Origin of the sequence: Brackiella oedipodis DSM 13743 (assembly GCF_000621025.1) — a bacterium.
Lineage (GTDB): Bacteria > Pseudomonadota > Gammaproteobacteria > Burkholderiales > Burkholderiaceae_B > Oligella > Oligella oedipodis.
The window spans coordinates 97,598-123,189 of record NZ_JHZJ01000011.1 but is presented as its reverse complement, the minus strand read 5'-3'; the positions used below and the strand labels follow the sequence as shown (position 1 = coordinate 123,189).

Sequence of the window (25,592 nt, the reverse complement as noted above, 5' to 3'; positions counted from 1 at the left end):
TATGGCTTTACAATCTCTAGATATTAAACGTCGTTCCGCAACCACTACCCTGACGCCTGGTCCTAATACAAGGCATCACGTGGTTGAGGTCGCTAAACTGATTGACGTCAGTACCTGTATTGGCTGCAAAGCCTGTCAGGTCGCCTGCTCTGAATGGAATGATTTACGCGATGAAGTGGGCGAGTGCCATGGTGTTTACGATAATCCTATGGATTTGACCGATCAAAGTTGGACCGTCATGCGTTTCCAAGAAACCGACGAGTTCGGCAAACTTGAGTGGTTAATTCGTAAAGACGGCTGTATGCATTGTTCCGAACCAGGTTGTCTGAAAGCTTGCCCATCACCGGGCGCTATTATCCAATACGAAAACGGTATTGTGGACTTCCACGAAGAGAACTGTATTGGCTGTGGCTACTGTGTCGCGGGTTGCCCTTTCAATATTCCGCGCATCTCCAAAAAAGACAATCGCGCCTACAAATGCACCTTATGTTCAGATCGGGTTGCTGTGGGTCAAGAACCGGCCTGTGCCAAAACCTGTCCTACCGGCGCCATCCAATTTGGTGCCAAAGAGGATATGAAACGCGTGGCACAAGAGCGCATTACTGATCTTAAGCAACGCGGTTATGAAAATGCTGGTTTATATGACCCTCAAGGGGTAGGTGGCACGCACGTTATGTATGTATTGCATCACGCCGATCGCCCTGATCTTTATCACAATCTACCTAAAGACCCTCAAATCAGTCACACCGTTAGCCTCTGGAAAGGCATCTGGAAACCAATCGCGACTATCGGTATTGCCGCCGCTGGTATTGCCAGTTGGTTACACTACATCACCGTCGGTCCTAATGAAGCCGATGAGGATGATCCAGAAGTCATCAGCAAAGATGGTGAGTTATTAGAAGGTAAGGAGGAAGCCTAATGAGCTCTACCGATATGACACAAAATACGGCATCTGGTCAGGCAGTTCGCCCTACTGCTAAAGCGCCTAATACTACGACAGCCACACGTCAACAGAACCTACAGCCAACGCCAGAGGAGTATATTTATGGCGAAGCAAAACCGCCTAAACATGCGCCTTTTATCCAACGCTATAATCGCTTTGAGCGCATCACTCACTGGGTTGTCGCGGGTTTATTCCTATTATTGGCCATTTCAGGCTTAGGTTTTTTCTACCCACCTTTCTTCTGGTTTACTCATATTTTTGGCTCTCCAGAACTGGCTCGCATGTTGCATCCGTTTTTTGGGGTGGCCATGTTTATTGGTTTTGGGATTGAATTTGTGCATTACTTCTCCCATAATTTCCTCGAAAAAGAAGATGTCAAATGGCTCTTATCCATTAAGGATGTGATTTCGGGTAAAGACGTGGGCGATGTAGGTCGCTACAACGGTGGTCAAAAAATGCTGTTCTGGACCTTAGGGACTTGCATGACGGTATTGATTCTCACCGGTCTGATTAGCTGGCGCGCTTATTTTGCCGCTTACTTCCCTATTCCTGTGATCCGCATTGCTCTGTTCTTGCACTCTTGCGCTGCTATCATCATGATTGCCAGCATCTTTGTGCATATTTATGCGGCCCTTTGGATTAAAGGCTCCATTCGTGCTATGGTGCAAGGCTATGTCACACAACGCTGGGCCAAGGCGCACCACCCTCGTTGGTACCGAGAAAAAATGGCACAGGTTGCGCAAAAGAATCCAGATTTTTTTGAAACCAAACAAAGCCAGAATGAGCACAAGGACTCATAAAACAAAGTCAGTTAATGTACACCAAGCAGGGGCGCTCGACATCCAAGCCGATGATATCAGTACGGAGTTGCCGATTGCCCTTGTCTATAATGGCATTTCGCATGTCGTTTTGATGGCGACTCCCTCTGATTTAGCCGAGCTCGCTCTCGGCTTTAGTTTAAGTGAAGGCATCTTAAGCCACGCTCAGCAACTTTACGATTTGCAGATCAAAGACGCCGGTACCGAGGGTGTGATCATTGAAATGCAAATCGCCTCTGCGGCCTTTCAGGCCCTCAAGCAAAAACGCCGCTACCTGAATGGTCGCACGGGTTGTGGCTTATGCGGCATTGAAAGCCTGCAAGCACTCGCCACAGATGTCCCCCGCTTGCAACGCCAAACCGACACTCTTCTAGATTTACGGCAACTGCCCCAAGCACTAGCACAATTTGATCAATCGCTGGCCATAAGGACGCGTACCGGTTCGGTGCATGGGGTGGCTTATTTTGATAGTCAGGCCAATTTAGTGGCGAGTTTTGAGGATGTAGGCAGACACAATGCTCTCGACAAACTGATTGGCTTTGCCGCTCAGCAGCCCTTAGCGCTTAGTCAGGGCTTTGTTTTGATCTCTAGTCGTGCCAGCTATGAAATGGTACTAAAAGCGGTCAGAGCGGGGATTGGCACCTTGGTGGCGATTTCTGCACCGACTTCTTTAGCCATCGATATGGCCGAAAAAGCTAATCTAAGTTTAGTGGGCTTTGCTCGACCGCATCGCCAAGTGATTTACTGTGGCGCCGAGTATTTAAGCCATTAAGCCTAGCGACGCTCATGTCTGGCCGCGATGCGGCACTTAACTTTATTATCCTACCGCTATGAAACATCGTGAATTAAAAACGCCCGAACAAATCCAACACCAAGAGTTTTTTCACATCACCCGCTGGATTGCCCCTAAACCGGATGTCTTTGCTAAGCGTGCCGAGCGCCTACACACCCTAGCACAACAAGATCATAGCGATTGGAGTCATTATTTATTACTCATCGCACAAATAGCCAAGGTTCAAGATAAGCTATTAGCAACACTCAAACCCAGCGATTTAATCGCTAAAGCGCAGCAATTACGCCAACATCCTGAGACTGAGGCGGTAGTCTTAGATGCGGAATTTTTGCAAACGCAGTCCAAAGTCATCGCAAAATTGTTCAAGAAATTTTACAAGGCCATTAAAGCTGACCTCCCACAAGCCAGCCAACAAACCTGGCAGACTCTTTTGGCACTTAACCCTGAGGCACTCATAACGTTATGCGTGGCGCATTTACAAGGCCAACCATTGCCTCATCCAGCGCAAGCCATTTGGCTCCATGCCGTACTCGAGATTGTCTTGAGTAAACAAGCCATGCAGTTTAATGAATATCATTTTGCGTTGAATGCAGCGGCCACCACCTGTCCTTGTTGTGGTTCAGAAACCGTGGCCTCTTACGTCATCAATCACGGTCAAGACGAAGGATTGCGTTACTTATATTGTGGCACTTGCAATAGCGCCAAGCATTATTTACGTGCACAGTGCACGTTTTGTGGCTCTGGTAAATCCATGTACTTAGCGAGTATTGATGAGGCACCTGAAGGCGGGCTAGAAGCGGCGGTCGGCGAATGCTGCGATGAGTGCCACCATTATCGCAAGCTCTTTGACCTTAAAAAACAGCAATTTGCCGAGGTGATTGCAGATGATTTGGCGTCCTTGGCCTTGGATATTAAATTAGGCGAGGCCGGCTACTCTCGGGGCGGTCATAACCCTTATCTGATGTTCGCCGCAGACACGAACGCGAGCACATAGGCACCGCTAGCGCTGGCATCCTCTAACGAAGCCAAGCCTTAACACTGGACGCAAATGAATACGCTCAATCGTGGCGCCGCGCTGTCCAAGGCTTTAATTTTTTTCTTAGGGCTCGCACGCCCACGCACCGCCACTCATGGCGGCATGCGCAATTAGGTATCACCACCAAACAAATCGCGACTATAAACTTTATCTTGTACGGCGGCTAAATCCCGGTGCATGCGGTTGGCTACAATCACATCTGAGTGCTCGATAAACTGCTGTAAATCTTTGTAGACCTTACAGCCCAGAAATTCATCAGCCTCTAGTTTAGGCTCATACACAATCACCTTTAGCCCTTTAGCCATCAAACGTTTCATGACGCCCTGAATTGAAGAGTCTCTAAAATTATCAGAGCTAGCCTTCATGATCAGACGATAAATACCCACCACATTCGGTTCAAGCTGTGCAATATCCGCCGCGATAAAGTCCTTACGTGTGTGATTAGCATCCACAATCGCCTGAATAATGTTTTGTGGGATATTTTGGTAATTAGCCAATAATTGTTTAGTGTCTTTGGGTAGGCAATAACCACCGTAGCCAAAGCTTGGATTATTGTAATGGTCACCAATGCGCGGGTCAGCACTGACCCCCTCGATGATTTGGCGCGAATTTAGATGATGGACCTTAGCAAAAGTATCCAACTCGTTAAAATACGCCACGCGTAAGGCCAAATAGGTATTGGCAAATAATTTGATGGCCTCTGCCTCTGTATTATTGGTGAACAGAATATTAACCTCGGGCTTATACGAGCAATCTCTGAGCATCTGTGCAAATTGCCGAGCTTGAGCAGAATCATCGCCAATAATAATACGGCTAGGATATAGATTATCGTAGAGTGCCTTGCCCTCGCGCAGGAACTCAGGGGCAAAAAACAAGTGTTTAAGTGCTGGCCAGCGTTGTTTGACTTTTTCTGTGAAGCCCACGGGAATAGTAGACTTGATGACCACGCTCGCCTCAGGGCGCAAAGCGGCTATATCCGCTAATACAGCCTCTACGGACTCGGTATTAAAATAATGGGTATCTGGATCGTAGTTAGTTGGTGTCGCTATCAGAATAAAATCTGCCGCTGTATAGGCCTCTTGTTTATCCAGCGTGGCCCTAAACCTGAGGGGTTTATGCGCCAAAAACTCAGTGATTTCATGATCTTCAATTGGTGACATACCTTGATTGAGTTGCTCAATCTTGCGGGAATTAATATCTAAGGCAATGACATCATGCTGTTGTGCTAGCAAAATACCATTGGATAAACCGACATAACCCGTGCCTACAATCGTGATATTCATAACGTTTTCTTAGTAGGAATTGTCTTTATAAACATAAAAAGGCCACAATGCATGCGCTAAGGCATTCTTAGAAAATTGATAATCTAAGGTCGTTGGAATCATCTCCGTTTGGCTACGGACTTGATACTGTTTGGGCTCGCTAAAGGGGGCTAAGACCATGAGTTGATCGTTTTGTAAATAACCATAGCGGTTGTCATATTGCATAATGGCGCGATTGGGTGAGGACTGGCATAAATCTTGACCAATCATGGGGTGTTTCAAATCCACACCTGCCAGTGATAATAAAGTGACAGGCAAATCAATCTGACTAATCAGGCGATCATCGCGACGCGGTGCTATCTCTTTGCCAAAAATGACAGCAGGTATATGAAAATGCTTGAGGGGGATGAGCTCCTCACCAAAGACGCGTGAGTCATGATCAGCCACCAACAAAAACACCGTGTTGTCCCAATACGGCTGCTGTTTGGCTTTCTCGAAGAATTGGCCAATCGCATAATCGGCATATTGCACCGTATTCGTCACTGAAGCCGGCTGTCCAATCGGTGTGATTTTGCCTTGTGGATATTCCCAAGGTGAGTGATTACTCACACTGAAGGCGAGGGTAAAAGCCAGGCGTTGCTGCTCATGGTCTTGCAGAAGCACACGATCGAGCTCCTTGAACATATCCTCGTCACTGTAACCCCAAGTGCCTTTAAAGTCGGTGCTTTGGAAATTGGTTTCGTCAATGACTTCCTGAAAACCATTGCCCAAGAAGAAACTTTTCATATTGTCAAAATGCGCCTCGCCCCCATACACAAAGCGTGAATGATAATGCTGTTGTTGACCTAAGGCTTTGGCGATAGTGAAAAAGCCCTGCTGCGCTTTAGGGAGTTTAAACACCGATTGACTTACCGTAGGAGGAAAGCCAGCACTCAAGGCTTCCAGGCCGCGTACTGAGCGCGTACCCGTCGCATAGGCATTGGTAAAGCCCCAAAACTGCTCGTATAGTTTGTCGACGTTCGGGGTCAAGGAGCGTTCCGCAGCGCCGCCTTGTAAATTACCGATGTATTGCGCGCCTAGACTTTCTTCAACAATGACGACAATATTTAACGGTTTTTGTTTAGGCTTGGCACTCCGTTGCAAATGATAGAGTGAGGTTTTTTGCGCAAACTCTGGCAAAGTGGGGGCACTTTCTAGACCCGCCGTTTGGCGTAAGCGTTGCTCGACCTCATCACGATCCATCTGCCCATAGAACTTCTCGGCAGACACCTCGTACTTCATGGCATAAATGGCGTAAAACAAACTATAAATAGAATTAAGCGCTAGTGAATTAACTAAGCCATCACTAGAAAAAGCCACAGTAGAAGGATTAATCGGGCGTTTTTTCATGGTGCCGCGAATACACGCCACGGCCAACGCAATCCACAATAAGGATTCAATTATCCGCAACCACCAAGGGTGCAACGGTTGCGCCTTAAAACCAAAGAAGAGGCAAGAATCAAGCCAAAGCACCAATGCCATACCAAGCAAACTAAAAGCAATGGCCCATTTGTAGCCTCGCCACAACATGGTGCTGACTTCTTTGGGATGCTGTAAATACTCGACAAATAGGCGATTAGGTCGTAGGTCGTACTCCATCATAAATTGAGGAGTCGCCAATTCCATAAAGACGCTGACCAAGAACCAAGCACTATACCAAAATCCAGCCACCTCGATCGCTGTACTGGAGTTTTCAAACCAAGGCATCAGGGCCGCGGGTATCACCGCAAAACTGGCCATCATATTGAGGTCAATACGCAAACCGCCCACGAATACGGCCGCTACATTGCCGCTTTTTTGGACACGTTGTTTTTGCCATAAGGACAAAAGAAGACGACTGATGCTAAACATTGCCATCAAGGCAATGACAAAGACAAATAATTGATTTCTCATAATCAGCGAAGCGAGCGCTTTTAAAAATATAATCTGCTTATTTTAAAAAAATTAAAGCCCGCACTGGGCAATTTAGGCAGTGCCTTGATAATTGCTTGATAAATGGCCCTCACTTAACGGCATGCGGTGGCCAAGCACCTTCCTCTGAAAAAAACTGGCCACAATCCTTATAATGAAAAGAACTCTCTCTAACCTTAAGGATTTCGCATGACCACTCAACCCTCTGTCGAACTTCTAGAAACACATTTTTGTTTTGGCGGTGAGCAAAGACGCTACCGTCACGAAGCTGAGAGCACACAATGTGCCATGACGTTTTCTATTTTTGTGCCGCCAAGTGCCTTAGCCGGCCAAGCCGTCCCTTTTTTGTATTTTTTATCTGGGCTGACGTGTACCGACGAAAACTTTTCAAGCAAAGCTGGTGCGCAACAATATGCTGCCAAGCATAATCTCGCGCTGATTATTCCAGATACCAGCCCACGTGGCCAGGAGGTGCCGGATGATGAGAATTACGATTTGGGTCAAGGGGCAGGTTTTTATGTCAATGCCACGCAAGCGCCTTGGCAACGCCACTATCAGATGTATGACTACATCACCCAAGAATTGCCTAGCGTCGTACAAACACTACTAAGCCACAATGGTAAACAAGCCATTATGGGGCATAGTATGGGTGGTCACGGCGCACTCACCATTGGCCTAAAAAACCCAAGCCTCTATACAAGTGCTTCGGCGTTCGCGCCTATCGTCAATCCGAGCCAAACGGCTTGGGGGCAAAAAGCCTTATCTGCCTACTTAGGTGATAATCCAAGTGCTTGGCAAGACTACGATGCGCTAGCATTGCTCGAACAAGTCCCCCAAAAAATCCCGCTGTTGATTGATCAAGGTTTGGCTGATCAGTTCTATCCTGAACAACTACAACCCGAAAAATTCCAAGAAAAAGCACAGTCACTAGGATTTGAGAGCCGTTTGGACCTGCATCAATATTACGATCATAGTTACTTTTTTATCAGTAGCTTTATAGAAAAACATATTGCTTTTCATGCACAACACCTCGGCTAATCGCTCAAGCTGCAAAAAAGCCCAATCCTAGCATCAGGTATTGGGCTTTTTTAGAACCGTGCTTATCTAGTCACTTAACGAGGCAAATCGCTACTACCCATCAAAAACTCATCGATCGCGCGCGCACATTGTCGGCCTTCACGAATCGCCCACACCACCAATGACTGCCCGCGGCGCATATCACCCGCCGCGAACACCTTAGGCACTGACGTTTGGTAATTAAGAGTATCGGCTTTGGCATTATTGCGCTTGTCTTTTTCTAAACCAAAAGCGTCTAGCACTTGAGCGACTGGATGCACGAAGCCCATCGCCAAAAATACCAAATCGGCTTTGAGCTCAAACTCACTGTCAGGCACTTCGTGCATTTGCATCTGACCGCTGACAGCATCCTTATGCCACTCTACGCGAACACAACGCAGCTTTTTGAGTTGACCTTTTTCTGCGACAAACTCCTTGGTTAAAATGGCCCAATCTCTTTCACAGCCTTCTTGGTGTGAGGATGAGGTTCGCAATTTAGCTGGCCAATAGGGCCAAGTCAAGGCCTTGTCTTCTTGTTCTGGCAGTTTAGCCATCAGTTCAATTTGGGTAACGCTTTTGGCGCCTTGACGATTACTCGTACCCACACAGTCGGAGCCAGTATCACCGCCACCAATCACGACCACATGCTTGCCTTTCGCATTAATGGCATGCGCTATACGATCACCGGCATTGATTTTATTTTGTTGCCGCAAGAAATTCATAGCAAAGTGTACACCCTCGGCATCGCGTCCCGGAATCGGCAAATCACGAGGTGTTTCGGAGCCACCACATAAAGCGACCGCATCAAATTTTTTCAGTAATTGACTCGGTTCAATGCATTTGACACTGCCAGGCGCGTTTTTCTTGTGACCAATATACACCATGGGTTCAAACGTCACGCCCTCACTTTCCATCTGTGCTAGACGCCGGTCAATCAAACGCTTTTCGAGTTTGAAGTCTGGGATACCATAACGCAATAAACCACCAATACGGTCGTTTTTTTCAAATAGGGTCACGCTGTGTCCTGCCCGCGCTAACTGTTGCGCGGTCGCCAAGCCGGACGGCCCAGACCCCACTACCGCTACTTTTTTGCCGGTTTTATAAGGCGCCAATTGTGGCTTAATAAAGCCCTCTTGCCAGCCCTTATCGACAATGGCTTGTTCAATCGACTTAATACCGACAGGCTGACTATTAATCGTCAAGGTACAGGCGGCTTCACACGGTGCTGGACAAATACGGCCAGTAAACTCGGGAAAGTTATTGGTCGAGTGCAGCACCGTACAGGCCTGACGCCACTGCTGCTTATAGACCAAGTCATTAAAATCCGGAATGATATTGTTGACTGGGCAGCCCGTATTACAAAACGGAATGCCACAATCCATACAGCGCGCCGCTTGTGTCTGCGCCTTATCGTCACTCAAGGTTGCGACAAACTCTTTGTAGTGCTTGAGACGCGCTTTGGGCGCTTCATAGCTTTGTTCAACGCGCGCAAACTCCATAAATCCAGTGATTTTTCCCATGGTCTCCTCCTTATACTGTCTCAGCGGCAGTTGTTAATTGTGCTTGTTCGAGCGCTGTCAATGACATCTCGCGCAAGGCGCGTTTGTATTCTTTTGGCATGACTTTGACAAACTGCTGTCGCGCATTCGCCCAGTCATTCAATAAATCACGCGCCCTAAAGCTACCGGTATAGCGGAAATGCTCCTCAATCAGGTGTCTTAGAATCGCTTCATCCGATTGTCGTTGGCCCTGACGTTCTAGACTGTGCCAACTATGTTGGTCGCTTTGCTCTGTTTGGCTCAAGACTGGTTCGAGGTCGACCATACTGAGATTGCATTGCGCCTTAAAGTTAGCCTCTGGATCCCAGATATAAGCGACACCGCCCGACATGCCGGCGGCAAAGTTACGACCCGTTTTACCGAGAACAACCACCGTGCCACCTGTCATATATTCACAACCATGATCACCGGTACCTTCTACCACCGCACAAGCCCCCGAATTACGCACAGCAAAGCGCTCGCCTGCCACACCATTAAAGAAAGCTCGTCCCTCTAGGGCACCGTATAAAACGGTATTGCCAACAATGATATTTTCGGGGCCATACCCTTGGAAGTCGTTAGGCGAGCGAACATAGATGCGGCCGCCCGACAGGCCTTTACCGACGTAGTCATTCGCTTCACCGACTAAATCAAACGTAATGCCATGGGCTAAAAAGGCGCCAAAACTTTGGCCAGCGACGCCACTAAATTGAATGTGGATACTGTCATCAGCCAATCCTTGATGCCCATATTTACGCGCCACAACACCGGATAACATCGCGCCTACCGAACGATTGCGATTGCGCACTGGCATGATAAATGACACGTTTTTGCCGTCTTGAATGGCCTCTTGGCAGCGTTCTATTAAGGTTACGTCTAGGGCATTATCAAGACCATGATCTTGCGAATCTTGATGCAGTTTAGGGGTCTCGACTTGGGGCTGATGGAACACTGCAGAGAAGTCCAAACCATGCGCTTTCCAGTGCGCATGCGCATCTTGTGTATCCAAATACTCGGTATGGCCAATCAAATCATCAAATTTGCGAACCCCCAACTGCGCCATGATTTCACGAACTTCTTCGGCAATAAAGAAAAAGAAGTTAACCACATGTTCAGGCTGTCCTGTAAATTTTTTACGCAATTCCGGATCTTGTGTCGCCACGCCGACAGGGCAAGTATTGAGGTGACATTTGCGCATCATAATACAGCCTTCAACTACCAAAGGTGCCGTCGCAAAACCACACTCATCGGCCCCTAATAAGGCTGCAATCACCACATCTCTGCCGGTTTTCATTTGACCGTCCGCCTGGATCCGCACACGACTACGCAATTGATTAAGCACCAAGGTTTGCTGCGTTTCCGCCAAGCCGAGTTCCCAAGGGGCGCCGACGTGTTTGATAGACGATAAGGGCGAAGCACCGGTACCTCCATCATGCCCCGCGATCACAATATGATCGGACTTAGCCTTGGCCACCCCCGCGGCGACTGTACCGACCCCCACCTGCGCGACGAGTTTTGTGGAGATAGACGCCTGAGGATTGACATTCTTGAGGTCGTGAATCAGCTGTGCTAAATCCTCGATCGAGTAAATATCATGGTGCGGGGGCGGTGAAATCAAGCCCACGCCTGGCACCGAATAGCGCAATTGCGCAATATATTCCGACACCTTATGCCCTGGTAACTGTCCGCCTTCGCCGGGTTTTGCCCCCTGTGCCATCTTGATCTGAATCTGGTCGGCACTCGATAAGTACTCTGCACTGACCCCAAAACGCCCGGAGGCCACTTGTTTGATCCGTGAGCGCAGTGAATCTTCTTTTTTGAGGAAGATAGGGGCATGGACTCGATCACGACCAATAATGTCAGCCAGGGTATCTCCGTCCTTGATGCCACTTTTGCCCGTTTGCATCTCTTGACGATAGCGACGTTCGTCCTCACCACCTTCACCCGTATTAGATTTACCACCAATGCGGTTCATGGCCACGGCCAAGACGGTATGCGCTTCGGTGGAAATAGAGCCCATTGACATGGCGCCCGTCGCAAAACGCTTGACGATCTCTTTGGCGGGTTCTACTTCTTCAAGTGCAATTGCGCGACTCGGATCGAACTTAAATTTAAAAAGACCGCGTAAGGTTTTCAGTTTTTCTGATTGCTCATTAATTAATTGTGCGTATTCTTTGTAGGTTTGATAGCTATTGGCTCGCGTAGAATGCTGTAATTTAGCGATCGAGTCCGGTTTCCACATATGGTCTTCACCACGAATGCGATAGGCATACTCGCCACCGGTATCCAACATTTGACTGAGCACTGGGTCATTGCCAAAGGCGGCTCGATGCAAGCGGAGCGCCTCTTCGGCCACTTCAAACACGCCAATGCCCTCGATCTTGCTAGGAGTGCCCGTAAAGTATTTTTGGATAAAGTCTGCTCGTAAACCAATTGCCTCGAAGATCTGGGCCCCTGTATACGACATATAGGTTGAAATGCCCATTTTGGACATGACCTTCTTGAGGCCTTTGCCGATAGCTTGAATATAGTTTTGTTGAGCCTTATCGGCATTATCAAAGGTTTTTAGGGTGCGCAAGGCCAGATACGGGTGTACTGCCTCGGCACCGTAACTACCCAACAGCGCAAAATGATGAACTTCACGCACAGAACCACTCTCGACGACTAAGCCCGTACGCGTACGCAGACCTTTTTTGATGAGATGTTGATGGATCGCTGAGGTCACTAATAAGGCCGGGATCGCGACGCGCTCTTGGCTCACGGCCACATCGGAAACAATGAGTATGTTGTAACCACTTTGTACGGCATCAGCGGCCGTGGCACATAAGGAGGCGATACTGGCTTGAATGCCTTTTTTGCCCCAAGCCACCGGATAGGTAATATCGAGTTCAAAACTACGGAATTTATTACCCGTATAGGTGCCGATATTACGCAACAAGGCCATCTCATGACTGCTTAAGACGGGTTGCGCGACTTCGATCCGTTGTGGCGGGTTGACATTGTTAATATCTAGCAAATTCGGTTTGGGTCCAATAAAAGACACCAAAGACATGACGATTTGCTCGCGAATTGGATCAATCGGTGGATTGGTGACCTGGGCAAATAACTGACGAAAATAATTGTATAAGGATTTTGGGCGATCCGAGAGAATGGCCAAGGGTGCATCATTGCCCATTGAGCCAATACTCTCTTCACCATTGTTAGCCATCGGCTGCAAGATAAATTTAATGTCTTCTTGCGTCCAACCAAACGCTTGTTGTAAGTCCAATAACTCAGCGCGCAACTGGATGTGTTGATCCCCCTTAAAGATAGGCGCTAAATCGTCAATCTTAATACGTAGGCGCTTAATCCATTCGCCATAAGGGCGGCTATTGGCGAGTTGCTGCTTGATTTCTTGATCATCAATAATACGACCCTGCTCTAGATCGATGAGCAACATTTTGCCCGGTTGCAAGCGCCATTTTTTGACAATCTTATGTTCAGGAATATGCAAGGTGCCGGCCTCAGAGGCCAACACCACCGTATCATCATCCGTAATCAAATAACGCGCGGGACGCAAGCCATTGCGATCTAAGGTGGCACCGATTTGTCGTCCATCGGTAAAACAGACAGCGGCCGGACCATCCCAAGGCTCCATTTTGGCGGCATTGTATTCATAAAAGGCCCGACGGTTTTCATCCATGGTTTGATGTTGTTCCCAGGCCTCAGGAATCATCATCATCATGGCATGCGATAACGAATACCCCGAATTGACCAATAGCTCTAAGCAATTATCAAACGTTGCCGTATCGGATTGCCCTTGATAAACAATAGGGTAGAGTTTTTGCAGATCGTCACCCAAGACGGCCGAATCCATAACGCCTTCGCGAGCCCGTAACCAGTTGAAATTGCCCTTCACAGTGTTGATCTCACCGTTATGAGCGATCATGCGAAACGGATGCGCCAACGGCCATGCTGGAAAGGTATTGGTAGAAAATCGTTGGTGCACCATGGCCAGGGCGGAGGCCGCACGACTATCGGCTAAATCTAGGAAGTATTCACCCACTTGATTGGCCAGTAATAAGCCTTTATAGACCACCGTCCGCACTGACGCGGAGGGCACAAAATACTCTTCGGTGTGATCCAAATCCATATCATGAATGGCGTGGCTGGCGCGTTTACGAATCACATAGAGCTTGCGCTCGAGCGCATCCGGCACCATGACATCGGCACCGCGCCCGACAAATAATTGGCGAATCACTGGTTCACAGGCGCGCACAACTGCTGACATGGGCATATCGCGTGATACCGGGACATCGCGCCAACCCAGTACTTGCTGTCCTTCCTCAACGACAGCGCGTTCGAGTTCGCGTTCACAGGCCAGGCGCGAAGCCGTTTCTTGCGGCAAAAACACCATGACCACGCCATACTCACCCTCTGGCGGTAGGATTACACCTTGTTTGGCCATATCCTCTCGATACAGTTGATGCGGAATTTGCAAAAGAATACCGGCGCCATCGCCCATGAGCTTATCCGCTCCTACGGCACCACGATGATCAAGATTTTCGAGAATTTTAAGGCCTTGCTGAATGACGCTATGTTTGCGTTCGCCTTTGATATTGACGACAAAACCAACTCCACAGGCGTCGTGCTCTTGTTCTTTGTTGTAAAGCCCTTGAGTGGGCGGCGTACAGGATAAGGCGTGATCTGAGGGTGCTAGCAAAGCTGGCGTCTTGAATGGTCGTAACATCGTTTGTCTCCTGCCTATAGTCATAATAATGAGAATAAGTTTTTTAGATTAAATAGTTTTATAGCCCTGAGCAATAGCTTTTTACATAAGTCTGTCCCTATTTTTAATCACTCGGACCAGTGTATTTAATTAAAAAGGGACAGACTTAATTATAAATTCACATTTTTTTATAAAAATCAATTAGTTAAGGCAAGAATAACCGTAATCAAAAAAGGCAATATTTATGCTATCAGTCTCATTACCCCTATAATATTTTTTGCTAGTCGTACTTTCTTGGCGTCGTAGAGGCCAGCGGGCGTCTAGAGCGCGAGTAAAATACGCTATGATGACAGTAATTTTTGAATCCTAGTCCCCTAGTCCCACCGACACTCAGCGAGTGGGTATTTCTTAAGAGTTACCTCATGAGCACAGCCAGCACCGTCACTCATTTTCAACAACTGCCGCTTCCAGAAGCACAGAGAGCCAATCTGCAACAGTTGGGATTTACGCAAATGACCCCTATTCAGTGCCAAACCCTCCCCAGTATTTTGCAGGGTAAGGATGTGATTGCTAAGGCCCCCACTGGTAGTGGTAAGACCCTAGCCTTTGGGCTGGGCATTATGCAAAAGCTACAGCTTGAGACCTTACAAATACAAGCCCTAGTACTTTGTCCAACGCGTGAGCTAGCGGCTCAAGTGGCCGATGTATTGCGTGATTTGGCGCGCCCATTGGGGGCGGTCAAAATTATCGAGCTCTGTGGTGGCTCAGGCTTAGGACCGCAGATTCATTCACTACGCTATGGTGCGCATGTGGTGGTGGGCACACCCGGGCGGGTGCTAGATTTATTACAGCGCGATGAGCTACGCCTCAATCAGGTCAAGACCCTGATACTAGACGAGGCGGATCGGATGTTAGATATGGGTTTTTATGAACCGATTAGCGCGATTAGTTTGGCTTGTCCTCTAAAACGCCAGACTTTATTATTTTCAGCGACGTTCGCACCGGCCTTACTAAAGCAATCAGAAGGTTTCTTGATCAACCCCCTATTTGTCGATGTGAGTGAGCAAAGTCCAGCACCTGCGATCCAGCAGCGTTTTTATAAAACCACTGAAGATCAGCGTTTTTCTACAGCTAAAAAACTATTACTCGCGCAACGCCCAGAATCCTGCTTGGTGTTTTGTAATACCATTGCACAAGCAGAATCGTTTCAGCATTATCTCCAGCACACGGGCCTCTTAAGTTTGGTGCTCCATGGCGATCTTGAGCAGCGCCAACGTCAGGATATATTGGTGCAATTTGCGAATAAGAGCTGTTCTGTGCTGATTGCCACAGATGTAGCCGCACGGGGTTTGGATATTGAACAATTAGATCTTGTGCTTAGCCTAGATATTTCGCCCAATCTCGATACGCATACCCACCGCATTGGTCGTACCGGCCGCCGTGGTCAAAAAGGTCTCGCCTTTAATCTTGTGACAGATGCGGAGCTGCATCGCGCTCAGCGCTTAGTCGGCCAGGAGCAAAGTATCGCTTGGCAAAATCTGCCGGCAACTCATCACAAAAATCCCTATGCACCCGCCATGCGCACAATCTGCATCAAAGGCGGCAAAAAAGACAAGATCCGCGCCGGTGATATCCTGGGTACGCTCACTAAAGATCTCGGTCTAGCGGGCGATCAAGTCGGCAAGATTACGATTTTTGATTTTGTCAGTTTTGTGGCAGTGCCCCGCCCACAAGCTCCCAACATTCTCCAAAAATTATTGCAAACCACCATCAAAAACAAGCACTTAAAAGCGCGCTTAATGCAATAGCCAAATGTCATCGTGTGGCAGAGTTTTGCGACAATAAGAACCTAGACCTTGCTTGACCTTGCTTGAGTAGCGGCGGCGCGCTTTAAGCGTTGCCACACTTAGGTGGGCGCCCTCGTTTTCGCGGCGCAAGTGGGCGCTTGGTATGCTGTTGTAAGGCGTCAATGTAGGCGGCCTCGCCAAGTACCCATTGACCGCGTAAGGCCGCCTGAATCCGCGCGATTTGCTGTGGCGACAAGCCTTCATCAAGCAATTGACGATAGGCCATTTGGCGCTCAAAAGGCGTATTTCCCAAACGCCAATAATCGTCTACATCGGACAGAGCTAATTGTGTCTGCGACTGGTAGCCGGCATGTTCGGCTGTCGACGCCCATGGCCAGAACAGGCTTTGTTGCTCACTACTGGCCGTCACTGCGTAGGATTCGAGCCAAACCATGAGCGGTAGTAACCACCGCTGGGGTTGTGCTATACAGCAACGATAACGTCCTCTAAAGACCTGACCTTGGTTTTGTATTAATGCGAGTTGGCGACCGAGGCTTTGCACCATGGTGGCGATAGTGCTCGGGGCCGACGGCGTGAGCAGTAAGCGAATGTATTGATCATCGATGCGCCAGGCATGAAGTGCAACACTTTGTTTCTGCAGTTGCTGAGCCAGCCAGTTTTGCACTATGCTCTTTAATTGAGGATGCGTTTGCAAGGAACATCGTAACTCCATCTGAACCAAATGCGGCATATGTGCTATAAATAATCTCGATAAACGGGCCATTTTACTTGTTCCAACGCAGCACTTAATTTCTTTTAATTTCTGTAGTCTTTATTGCTATATCTCTGATACTAATTTCTAGCATCCTCAGTTTTCGCTAGTATCCATCGTCTTTTTAATGCAAGCTTGCATCTGCTCTAGCACCAGGTAGTTTTACTCTTCTTTAGCCTCATACATAAGGAACTTTTTAGTTCTATATGAGTCTAATTTATATCACTGTAGGAAATGTTAAAATAGCCTACGCGTCTTCTTTTAAGGAATTCAAACTTATATGACTAACTTACCAATGACTTTACCAAACCACTCTAGCGCTCTGCTGAATCCAGGCGCTCTGGGTAGCATAGAGTCGTATATTAGTGCAGTTAACCGTATTCCTATGCTGACAGCAGAACAAGAAAAATCCCTCGCAGAGGAATTACAATACAAAGAGAATCTAGATGCAGCGCGCCAATTAATTATGTCGCACTTGCGTTTAGTCGTGTCAATTTCGCGCCAATACTTGGGTTATGGTTTACCACATGCTGACCTTATCCAAGAAGGCAATATTGGCCTCATGAAAGCCGTCAAACGCTATGATGTTACGCGTGGCGTGCGTCTGATGTCGTTTGCGGTGCATTGGATCAAGGCCGAGATTCACGAATACATTATTCGCAACTGGCGCCTCGTAAAAATCGCCACCACTAAGGCGCAACGCAAATTATTTTTTAATCTGCGTAGCATGCGCCCAGATAGCCGTACTCTAGAGCCTGAGAGCATTCAGGGTATCGCTAGCAAACTCAATGTACGCCCCGAGGATGTCGCCGAAATGGAGGTTCGCCTCACAGGTCACGATATGGCTTTTGAATCATCCTCCGATGACGAGGAGGATTACTCACCCGCCAATTATCTATCCGACGAAGGCGAGCATGAGCCAACCAATGTCTTAGCGCGCCAATCTGCCTACGAGATGCAAACCCAAGGCGTACAAGACGCCCTCAAAACCTTAGACGAGCGTTCTCGCCATATCATAGAAGCGCGCTGGTTGCACGATGACAAGGCCGCTACCTTGCACGAGCTAGCCGCACAATATGGTGTTTCAGCCGAACGCATTCGCCAAATCGAAAGTGCTGCTCTCAAAAAAATGCGAAAAGCACTCGCACAAAATATGTAATTGTTTTTAACCTGATTTTTTAATCTCTCAAGCGATAAACCCACAGGCAACTGTGGGTTTATTCTTTGGCTTTGCAAATCGGATCTTAATAATTACTTAAGAGCAGAAACATATTGAAACAACACGAGCGGCCTATTTGGGAACTATTATGAGAACATAAAGACTAACTATTATGATCTTTGCAATAAAGTTCATCATTCGCTCTTATTCTCCTCTTTCCTTCCCCTATCAAGAGCGAATGTTTTAGCACTTCTGGTTATCCCCTTTCCAGAAGTGCTTTTTTTTGCTGCATTTGTGTCGTGCTTCGCCTGAGTCGCTAGACAATCCTAGTTACGCCCTACCTAACGCTTCGAGCCACTTATTGGGCCAGCAAGACCCGAATATCTGCCAGCATTTCATCCACATCCATCCCTGGTTTAAACAGTAGAACGGACTCGCCTTTTTTGTCGATCACATAAATACTGGCACTGTGCTCAATATCGTAATTGCCATTGGTATAAGCATTCTTTTTGACATGAACTTTGAAACTCTTGGCTAATTGCTGCATTTGTTCGGGCGTGCCCCAAAGTGCGTCAAAATGCTCGTCAAAGGCTTTGACGTAGCTATTGAGCGTGTGTTGATTATCGCGCTCGGGATCAATGGCTACCATAAATACCTGAACCTGTTGTGCCTCTTTAGGCTCGAGGCTTTGTTGCAGTTGCGCTAACTGCGCCATTGTCGTAGGACAGATATCGGCGCAACGTGTAAAACCAAAAAACAAAAGTAGCACCTTGCCTCTATAATCACTCAGGGTGACACGCTGTCCGACGAGATTTTGGGCAGCCAAGCCTTGGCCAAAATGGCTGCCACTAATATCGGCACCATTTAATGACGGCGCCGCTTGTGTATGCAGACAGGCTAAACCCAAAATTAAGAGCACAAAACACTGGCACAGCCAGCCCCGCCCACAGGTTAATCTGGCCACAGACAGACGATAGACAACGCCTAGCGGTTGCGTTAAGCCCCTTAAGTAGTGCATAATTTGCCTCTTTTTTGATGATAAACATAGTACAAAATTGTAGGATTTGTTAGCATTGAGCAAAATGCCAAACCCACTACAACGGCAGAGCTTTTTCTCTACCCTAATAAATATTCTAAAGGAAGTTTCATAACGTGAATGTAGCGCTTTTACAAAAGCTTCGTGCCAAACTCCTAGAAAAAGCTTCACAAGCTCCGATTGAGGGCTCTGTCGCTTTATTTTTGGGGTCTGAAACCGTCGGTGTTATCCATCCCCATGCACTTCAAGTCCTTAGTCAGGATCCACAAGTACGACGTCTACCGCAAGGGCTGCAAATTGACTGCCAGCACTTAAATGGGGCTCAACTTAACCAACGCCTTGCCGAGATCGCACAACAATTACAAGCGCATGGCTGTATTCGCGCTTGGCGCAATGAGTTACTAAACGTCTATGGCGCAGATCAACACACTGTCTTGGCGCAAATGGAACGCGGTGCCTTACGGCCTTTGGGGATGTTGACGCGCTCTATTCATCTGAATGCCTGGCATACTGATGGTCGTATTTATTTAGCCAAGCGCGCTACCAGTAAGGCCATCGATCCAGGGCTATGGGATACACTGGTCGGAGGCATTTTGAATGCCGAGGATACCTTACAACAGGGGCTAATTCGTGAGAGTTTCGAGGAGGCGGGCTTACATCCTAGGGACTTACAACCTTGCCAGCCCATCCAAAAGGCCGCCCTGCTGCGACGCCCACTGCCCGAAGGCTATCAGCTCGAAGAGTTATATGTCAGTCAATGCCGTTTGCCCGATCATGTCGTACTCAAGAACCAAGATGGCGAAGTGTCTGAATTCCGAACCTTTAGTGCCGATGAGGTGCTGGACTTGATCGAGGCCGATCAGCTGACCCTAGAGGCGGCTATTGTATTAACCGAAAGCCTGCTGCAATATCACGAACATGGGCTAGAGGCTTTTACCCATTCCTAAGGAGCGTTGTGCATGAGTCAGGATTTTTTTAAGAATGCTAGTGATTACCAAGACATTTTTGAGAATCTGCAAAACCTGAATCAGTCTTGGCAACAAATGGCACAAGTAGGCGCCGCGAATTGGCAATCTTGGCAACAGGCCAATGCCGATATCGATAAGCGCATTCAAGACCTCAAAACCATAGAAGCATGGTTAGCCCTTAACCACTCTATGCTGAAAAACACCATTCAGAGCCTAGAAATGCAACGCAGCAGCCAACAGGCCATGCAAGATTTCATGAAAATGGCACCCAATGCCGCGGCGTTTAAGGCTTTTACGAGTCCCTTCTATGAGTCAACGACGACCGCCCCTGATCAGAGCGATCCTCAAGCACAGAACCAGCCACAACAGCCGCAAACTCAACAGCAAACATCGGCCAGCGACAACTCGGCACAGGCTCAGGCCATGATGCAAAATTGGTTTTCTTTCTTACAACAGCAATATCAAAATATCGCCACCCAAGCTATGCAATCTTTTCAAACGCCAAGCTCATCAAGTGATGCACCATCTCGCTCAGATAAGCCCAAGCCAACCCAATCATAAGCAGGCAGGATGACGTTTTTTGCTTGCAATTATTTACCTATTGCTTTTTGAAAAAGCCCCTTGAGCACGTTAAACTAAGAATATTTATGGCCTTTAGTCAGACAGACCCGCTAGACAACAAAGACTACAGAGGCTATCGAGACAATTAACTATCTATCGCAGTGGAATCTATGAGCTACTCTTCTGAACCTATGAATCTAAGTATTGTTATTTTGGCAGCCGGCAAAGGCACGCGGATGCAGTCCGAAATTCCTAAAGTCCTGCACAAAATCGCTGGCAAGTCCATGCTTTCACATGTCATCGATAATGTGACTGATTTATCTAGCAATATTACGGTGGTCATCGGTCATGGCGCTAAGTTGATCCGTAATACTTTTTGCGAGCGTTCTATTCTTAAGTTCATTATTCAAGAACAACAAAACGGCACGGGTCATGCTGTGCAACAAGCCATCCCTAATTTAATCGATAGCAATGATAATGATCTGACCTTGATCCTATATGGCGATGTGCCCTTGGTTCAGCCACGCACCTTGCGCCGTTTAATCAAGGCGGCGAGTCAAGGTTTGGGCTTACTCACCCAAGAGATGACGGATCCTACAGGCTATGGTCGTATTGTACGTGACCAAAACCAAGAAGTCGTACGTATCGTCGAGCAACGTGACGCCAGCCCAGAAGAACAAAAAATCACCGAAATCAATACCGGTATTTTGTGTGTGCCGACCAAAAAGCTCAAAGATTGGCTCGGTCGTATCACGAATAACAACGCCCAAGGTGAGTATTACCTCACCGATATTATCGCCCTAGCGGTCGCAGACGGTGTAAGTATCAATACCGTGCAACCCGATCACGCTTGGGAGACGGCGGGTGTTAATAGCCGAGAACAACAAGCCAAACTTGAACGCCAATGGCAATTTGAGCAAGCTCGCTCAATCATGAAGCGGGGTGTCACCCTCATCGATCCACATCGCTTTGATCTGCGAGGCCATCTCGAGTGTGGCCAAGACGTTAGTATTGATGCCAATTGTATTTTTGAAGGCAAGGTCGAGCTTGGAGATAATGTACAGATCGGTCCTAATTGCATTATTCGTGATGCCCGAATTGGCGACAACACACAAATCCATGCATTTACCCATATCGAAGATGCCATCATTGGGCATAACGCCTCCGTCGGCCCTTATGCACGGATTCGTCCAGGTAGTCAATTAGGCCCAAGCAGTCATGTTGGTAACTTTGTCGAGCTCAAAAAAACCAAACTGGGCAACGGCAGTAAAGCCAATCATTTAAGCTATTTGGGAGACGCCGAGATTGGTGACCGTGTCAATATCGGCGCCGGTACGATTACTTGCAATTATGACGGCGCTAATAAGCACAAAACCACCATCGGCACCGAGGCCTTTATTGGCTCAGGTACGCAATTGGTCGCCCCGGTGAATGTCGGCAAAGCGGCGACAATTGGTGCTGGCACGACCTTACGTCAAGATGCGCCGGCGGGTCAGCTGACACTGACTAAGAGTGAACAAGTCAGCAAAAGCAATTGGAAACGCCCCGAAAAAAAAGCACCTAAGGCTGAGTAGCCTTGAGGAGCCCTAAGTAGTCCAAAGTCCATATGTGTCGATATTCTTCTTGACTTGCGTGCGCATGACCACTTCTCACTCAAGCCTCTCTCAGACCACAGACCACGCCAAGCCAGCGAGCTTGGCGATTGTCATGATTGTCAAAAACGAGGAACAATCACTACGGGATTGTCTTCATTCAGTGGCGGATTTAGCCGATCAAATTGTGATCGTAGATTCAGGTAGTACCGATGCCACGGCCGCCATTGCTCGCGAATTTAAGGCGGATTTTCATTCCCATACAGACTGGCCGGGCTACGGTAAACAGCGCCAAATCGCGCAGCAATATGTGCATTGTGACTGGGTCTTCTGGCTTGATGCCGATGAACGTATGACGCCACAATTACGCCAAAGTATAGAACGCGTCCTCAAGCAGAGTTCATCTTATCAACAAACGGTCTTTAGTGTCGCACGCTTGAGTTGGGCTTTTGGTCGCTTCATCAAGCATTGCGGTTGGTATCCTGGCTATGTCGAGCGCTTTTATCCGCATGCCTTAACCACTTATGATGACGCCTTAGTGCACGAGAGCGTGATCGTCCCCGCTCACGCTCAAGTCCAGACTCTAGACGGTGATTTATTGCACTATACCTACCGCAATTTACAGGACTACTTAACAAAATCGGCCAATTACGCCCAAGCCTGGGCTCAACAAAAATACCAGGCGGGCAAGCGCACAAGCTTATTAGCCGCTTGCGGTCACAGCTTTGGACGTTTTTTTAGGACTTATATTTTTAAAAAAGGCTTTTTGGACGGCTCAGCGGGTTTTTTACTCACGCTTTTCGCCTGCCAATCCGTTTTTAATAAATATGCTGCCCTATACCTCAAACAAAAAGAAAAGCACGCCTCCCAGCACTCAACAACCTCAACAACTTCTACTTCCCATGAAAATTCTTGAACTCAATATGGAAAAGGGCTGGCGTGGTGGTGAACGCCAGACGCTATTAAGCATGCGGCAATTTCAAAAAGCCGGCCACGACGTAAGCTTACTGGCGCGTCGTGATAGTGAGTTGAGTAAAGCGGCCAAACAATTAGGATTTACTGTTTATGAAGGCAAATCGAGCAGCAGCGCCGCTGGATTTTTTTTGAGTGGTCGAGCTCAAGGCTTTGATATTGTGCACAGCCAAACCCCTAACACCCTCACTTGGGCCGTGCTCTTTAAGTGGCGATATAAGGGCAAGCTTGTGTTCTCGCGGCGCACTGATTTTCCCGTTAAAGCCGGCAAAGACAAGACCGTACGCCAAAAATGGCAACGCTGTGACCAACTGGTGGCGATCAGTCAATCAGCTGCCAGCGAACCACGTCGTTTGGGGATAGAGCCGCTGATCATTCCCAGTGCCATAGAACCGCATCTACAAAAAGCCGAGCGCTTTGCGCAACTACTCGAGCACTATGGGATTGCGCCAGGCACCAAAATTATCGCCTCGGCTTCGGCTGTCAGACCCGAAAAAGGCCCTCTCACGCTGATCAAAGCCGCCGCCAAGTTGCGCCAACAACGCCAAGACTTTGCAGTTCTACACTTTGGGAGTGGTAGCTCGGTTGCGGAGTGTCAGCAGTTAATCGACCAGCTGGGTATGGCAGACTATTACAAAATGGCGGGCTTTCACAAAAGCATAGAAAATATCTACAGTTTCTTTACGATTTTTGCCTCTAGCGCTCGTATCGAGGCCCTAGGAAGCAGTATTTTGGATGCTTTTTATCAAAAAGTCCCCGTCGTCGCGACGGCGAGCTTAGGCCCCAGTGAGCTCCTGGCCGATGGCCGTGGCCTAATTGTACCTATCGATGATCATGAAGCCTTGGCTCAAGCCTTGGGCGCCACCCTTGATCATGATGCATCGGTACAAGCGAGAATCGATAAGGCGTATGAGTATGTACAAAAAAACAATATGGCAGAGGCGATGGCGCAGCGTTATTTGGATTTATTCGCTGAGCTATTGAGCCATCGCACTCAATGAGTCGAGTCTGAGATCTTGGCGTGAATTCATACAAAACTGCATAAATTCGGCTTGAATTGGACTCACGAATTTATGAGGGGACTCTATAAAGCAGAATTTACGAATCATTGGGCGCAATTTATTGACCCGTAAGATACGGATTTTTTGCATATCGAGCAAGTCTTGCAAGGTATACAAAGACAAGCAACCGACACCCATATCATGGACGACAGATTGCTTAATGGCCTCAGAATTACTGAGCTCCACCACTTGTGGGTGTTCCACATACTGCAACAAAAACTGATCCAAGATCTCTCGGGTGCCAGAACCGACTTCGCGCACAATCATAGGCAGTCGGCCTAAATCTTCAAAGTCTAACGTATCTTGATCGTGTTCTAAGCCCCTAAGTTGGCTATGGGCGGCACAAAACAAGACCATTTCATCCTCGATCCAAGGCGTGCTCTTGATGGCAGGCAAATGGTTCGGCCCCTCCACAAAGCCAAAGTCAAAATCAAAATTTAATAAGCCCTCACAAATCTCTTTGGAATTGTGAATAAACAAGGCAATATCTGTTTGTGGATGCAGCTGTTTGAAGCGCTGAATCAGGCCAGGCAATAAATAGTTGCCAATCGTCTGACTGGCACCGATTTTGAGGCGTCCATAGACGCCCGTAAACATTTGCTCAATATTGACACAGCGTAAAAGCACCTCTTCTGCTTGAGGTAAGAGAATTTCTGCTTGTTGATTAGGTACTAAGTGACGCCCGATGCGATCGAATAATTGTGTACCGAGTTGCTTTTCAAGGGCAGACAATGCCATACTGACTGCCGATTGCGTAAGTGACACTTGTTCTGCTGCCGCTTGTGTTGAGCCTTGCCGATAGACTGCCTGAAAAATAGCGAGTTGTCGCAAGGTTATACGCATAAATACTCCTTTGTATCAAATTAAATAATAGTATAGCTACTAATTTATACAGGGATTATCCATAATTATCATGAAAAGTTTTATTCATACAATCAAACGTTATATATTAGGTTAATTATTAAGTGCTTATCAAGTTGCTTTATAAAGCACTCTCTGCCACTCATGATGAGCAGCCAAACTGTCTGGTTAATCCAGACCTGAAATACGCGAAGTTGTGGGAAATTATTCGCAAAACTAAACGTTGCCAAGGCCTCGATAGCCCTCAGCCCAAAAGGCCAAAACGCTTAGTTTTTAGAGAGTTACAACGTTTTCTAAAAGAAAAATGAACAATCAGCGACTAACTTAGCGCCTACTGTGAGCAGCACTTCTAGCCGCCCAGTACAATACAGTCGCTGACTAATATTACGATGATAGCTTGAAAGAATCCGTTATCATACGTGAAAACCAAGGCACCACGCAGTTAGTAAAAGTTAGATTTTATAAAAAATTTTTTACAGTTTTATTGACCTATCTTCAAACGCCTGTATTTGCTGAATATCCATTCAAAAAATACCCACATAAATTATAGGGTTATCTTTACTACTATACAAATTGGCTTTAAAAATTGCTGATCAAGCCGCTACAAGGTCGCTTCTGGGTGTTTTAATGACTGACTTTTGTGTTTCAAAAGCGGACTTAAACACTAGCCACTTGCCAGCCGTTCTAAAATAGACACTTAGCTTTTTTCCATCATCTGT

Annotated in this window: 19 protein-coding genes; 12 read left to right on the top strand and 7 right to left on the bottom strand. The window is 47.5% G+C overall.

All coding sequences use genetic code 11. From position 1 onward, the window contains the following. The first annotated feature begins 1 nt into the window (after position 1). The 4 genes from fdxH to Q335_RS0102980 all read left to right on the top strand — a co-directional run bounded on the left by fdxH (position 2) and on the right by Q335_RS0102980 (position 3,548). Complete coding sequence (gene fdxH / locus Q335_RS0102995) at positions 2-919, top strand: formate dehydrogenase subunit beta (protein ID WP_028357365.1); 918 nt, start codon at positions 2-4, stop codon at positions 917-919. 161 nt (positions 920-1,080) lie between these two features. After that, positions 1,081-1,743, top strand: coding sequence for a formate dehydrogenase subunit gamma (locus Q335_RS09065; protein WP_051532270.1), 663 nt, complete (start codon positions 1,081-1,083; stop codon positions 1,741-1,743). Then, positions 1,724-2,533, top strand: a complete 810-nt coding sequence (gene fdhD, locus Q335_RS0102985) for a formate dehydrogenase accessory sulfurtransferase FdhD (RefSeq protein ID WP_028357364.1) — start codon at positions 1,724-1,726, stop codon at positions 2,531-2,533. The genes Q335_RS09065 and fdhD overlap by 20 nt, the downstream gene beginning before the upstream one ends. Positions 2,534-2,591: 58 nt before the next feature. Next, positions 2,592-3,548, top strand: a complete 957-nt coding sequence (locus Q335_RS0102980) for a formate dehydrogenase accessory protein FdhE (RefSeq protein ID WP_028357363.1) — start codon at positions 2,592-2,594, stop codon at positions 3,546-3,548. Positions 3,549-3,700: 152 nt separating this feature from the next. Here the strand turns inward: Q335_RS0102980 and Q335_RS0102970 are convergent, their stop codons facing one another. Continuing rightward, positions 3,701-4,873, bottom strand: a complete 1,173-nt coding sequence (locus Q335_RS0102970) for a nucleotide sugar dehydrogenase (RefSeq protein ID WP_028357362.1) — start codon at positions 4,871-4,873, stop codon at positions 3,701-3,703. Positions 4,874-4,882: 9 nt separating this feature from the next. Further along, a complete protein-coding gene (locus Q335_RS0102965; RefSeq protein WP_028357361.1) occupies positions 4,883-6,784 on the bottom strand; it encodes an LTA synthase family protein in 1,902 nt (633 codons plus the stop codon). 207 nt (positions 6,785-6,991) lie between these two features. On the opposite strand from Q335_RS0102965, the gene fghA reads away from it, so the two are divergent. Continuing rightward, positions 6,992-7,840 carry an S-formylglutathione hydrolase gene (gene fghA / locus Q335_RS0102960; protein ID WP_028357360.1) on the top strand — a complete coding sequence of 283 codons (849 nt, stop codon included), beginning with the start codon at positions 6,992-6,994 and terminating at the stop codon, positions 7,838-7,840. A 74-nt stretch (positions 7,841-7,914) separates the two neighbouring features. On the opposite strand, the gene Q335_RS0102955 is transcribed toward fghA, so the two are convergent. Then, positions 7,915-9,378 carry a glutamate synthase subunit beta gene (locus tag Q335_RS0102955; RefSeq protein WP_028357359.1) on the bottom strand — a complete coding sequence of 488 codons (1,464 nt, stop codon included), beginning with the start codon at positions 9,376-9,378 and terminating at the stop codon, positions 7,915-7,917. Positions 9,379-9,388: 10 nt separating this feature from the next. After that, a complete protein-coding gene (locus tag Q335_RS09060) occupies positions 9,389-14,125 on the bottom strand; it encodes a glutamate synthase-related protein (protein ID WP_245588270.1) in 4,737 nt (1,578 codons plus the stop codon). Positions 14,126-14,526: 401 nt separating this feature from the next. On the opposite strand from Q335_RS09060, the gene dbpA reads away from it, so the two are divergent. Next, entirely contained in the window at positions 14,527-15,912 is a 1,386-nt protein-coding gene (gene dbpA / locus Q335_RS0102945) for an ATP-dependent RNA helicase DbpA (RefSeq protein ID WP_038369292.1), read from the top strand. 82 nt (positions 15,913-15,994) lie between these two features. On the opposite strand, the gene Q335_RS09055 is transcribed toward dbpA, so the two are convergent. Continuing rightward, positions 15,995-16,642: a hypothetical protein gene (locus tag Q335_RS09055; RefSeq protein WP_156929877.1), complete on the bottom strand. Its 648-nt coding sequence runs from the start codon at positions 16,640-16,642 to the stop codon at positions 15,995-15,997. Between the two features lie 301 nt (positions 16,643-16,943). Between Q335_RS09055 and rpoH the strand changes: the two genes are divergently transcribed. Then, entirely contained in the window at positions 16,944-17,822 is an 879-nt protein-coding gene (gene rpoH, locus Q335_RS0102935) for an RNA polymerase sigma factor RpoH (protein ID WP_038369289.1), read from the top strand. 358 nt (positions 17,823-18,180) lie between these two features. On the opposite strand, the gene Q335_RS0102930 is transcribed toward rpoH, so the two are convergent. Next, positions 18,181-18,840 carry an SCO family protein gene (locus tag Q335_RS0102930; RefSeq protein WP_051532261.1) on the bottom strand — a complete coding sequence of 220 codons (660 nt, stop codon included), beginning with the start codon at positions 18,838-18,840 and terminating at the stop codon, positions 18,181-18,183. A gap of 134 nt (positions 18,841-18,974) precedes the next feature. Between Q335_RS0102930 and Q335_RS0102925 the strand changes: the two genes are divergently transcribed. The 5 genes from Q335_RS0102925 to Q335_RS0102905 all read left to right on the top strand — a co-directional run bounded on the left by Q335_RS0102925 (position 18,975) and on the right by Q335_RS0102905 (position 23,952). Then, entirely contained in the window at positions 18,975-19,805 is an 831-nt protein-coding gene (locus Q335_RS0102925) for an NUDIX hydrolase (protein WP_028357355.1), read from the top strand. Positions 19,806-19,817: 12 nt separating this feature from the next. After that, positions 19,818-20,387 (top strand): PhaM family polyhydroxyalkanoate granule multifunctional regulatory protein, encoded by a 570-nt coding sequence (locus tag Q335_RS0102920; protein ID WP_028357354.1) that lies wholly within the window; start codon positions 19,818-19,820, stop codon positions 20,385-20,387. Positions 20,388-20,557: 170 nt separating this feature from the next. Beyond that, positions 20,558-21,961 (top strand): bifunctional UDP-N-acetylglucosamine diphosphorylase/glucosamine-1-phosphate N-acetyltransferase GlmU, encoded by a 1,404-nt coding sequence (glmU, locus tag Q335_RS0102915; protein WP_245588269.1) that lies wholly within the window; start codon positions 20,558-20,560, stop codon positions 21,959-21,961. A gap of 64 nt (positions 21,962-22,025) precedes the next feature. Further along, complete coding sequence (locus Q335_RS09050) at positions 22,026-22,895, top strand: glycosyltransferase family 2 protein (RefSeq protein WP_051532260.1); 870 nt, start codon at positions 22,026-22,028, stop codon at positions 22,893-22,895. Next, a complete protein-coding gene (locus Q335_RS0102905) occupies positions 22,882-23,952 on the top strand; it encodes a glycosyltransferase family 4 protein (RefSeq protein WP_028357352.1) in 1,071 nt (356 codons plus the stop codon). The genes Q335_RS09050 and Q335_RS0102905 overlap by 14 nt, the downstream gene beginning before the upstream one ends. On the opposite strand, the gene Q335_RS09045 is transcribed toward Q335_RS0102905, so the two are convergent. Continuing rightward, positions 23,929-24,855 (bottom strand): LysR substrate-binding domain-containing protein, encoded by a 927-nt coding sequence (locus Q335_RS09045; protein WP_051532259.1) that lies wholly within the window; start codon positions 24,853-24,855, stop codon positions 23,929-23,931. The genes Q335_RS0102905 and Q335_RS09045 overlap by 24 nt on opposite strands. Positions 24,856-25,592: the final 737 nt, after the last annotated feature.

What these genes read in the sequence shown, in the direction of transcription:
- fdxH (WP_028357365.1), top strand. Translation starts at nt 2, where the DNA reads ATGGCTTTACAATCTCTAGATATTAAACGTCGTTCCGCAACCACTACC.
- fdhD (WP_028357364.1), top strand. Translation starts at nt 1,724, where the DNA reads ATGAGCACAAGGACTCATAAAACAAAGTCAGTTAATGTACACCAAGCA.
- Q335_RS0102980 (WP_028357363.1), top strand. Translation starts at nt 2,592, where the DNA reads ATGAAACATCGTGAATTAAAAACGCCCGAACAAATCCAACACCAAGAG.
- Q335_RS0102970 (WP_028357362.1), bottom strand. Translation starts at nt 4,873, where the DNA reads ATGAATATCACGATTGTAGGCACGGGTTATGTCGGTTTATCCAATGGT.
- Q335_RS0102965 (WP_028357361.1), bottom strand. Translation starts at nt 6,784, where the DNA reads ATGAGAAATCAATTATTTGTCTTTGTCATTGCCTTGATGGCAATGTTT.
- fghA (WP_028357360.1), top strand. Translation starts at nt 6,992, where the DNA reads ATGACCACTCAACCCTCTGTCGAACTTCTAGAAACACATTTTTGTTTT.
- Q335_RS0102955 (WP_028357359.1), bottom strand. Translation starts at nt 9,378, where the DNA reads ATGGGAAAAATCACTGGATTTATGGAGTTTGCGCGCGTTGAACAAAGC.
- Q335_RS09060 (WP_245588270.1), bottom strand. Translation starts at nt 14,125, where the DNA reads ATGTTACGACCATTCAAGACGCCAGCTTTGCTAGCACCCTCAGATCAC.
- dbpA (WP_038369292.1), top strand. Translation starts at nt 14,527, where the DNA reads ATGAGCACAGCCAGCACCGTCACTCATTTTCAACAACTGCCGCTTCCA.
- Q335_RS09055 (WP_156929877.1), bottom strand. Translation starts at nt 16,642, where the DNA reads ATGCCGCATTTGGTTCAGATGGAGTTACGATGTTCCTTGCAAACGCAT.
- rpoH (WP_038369289.1), top strand. Translation starts at nt 16,944, where the DNA reads ATGACTAACTTACCAATGACTTTACCAAACCACTCTAGCGCTCTGCTG.
- Q335_RS0102930 (WP_051532261.1), bottom strand. Translation starts at nt 18,840, where the DNA reads ATGCACTACTTAAGGGGCTTAACGCAACCGCTAGGCGTTGTCTATCGT.
- Q335_RS0102920 (WP_028357354.1), top strand. Translation starts at nt 19,818, where the DNA reads ATGAGTCAGGATTTTTTTAAGAATGCTAGTGATTACCAAGACATTTTT.
- glmU (WP_245588269.1), top strand. Translation starts at nt 20,558, where the DNA reads ATGAGCTACTCTTCTGAACCTATGAATCTAAGTATTGTTATTTTGGCA.
- Q335_RS09050 (WP_051532260.1), top strand. Translation starts at nt 22,026, where the DNA reads ATGACCACTTCTCACTCAAGCCTCTCTCAGACCACAGACCACGCCAAG.
- Q335_RS0102905 (WP_028357352.1), top strand. Translation starts at nt 22,882, where the DNA reads ATGAAAATTCTTGAACTCAATATGGAAAAGGGCTGGCGTGGTGGTGAA.
- Q335_RS09045 (WP_051532259.1), bottom strand. Translation starts at nt 24,855, where the DNA reads ATGCGTATAACCTTGCGACAACTCGCTATTTTTCAGGCAGTCTATCGG.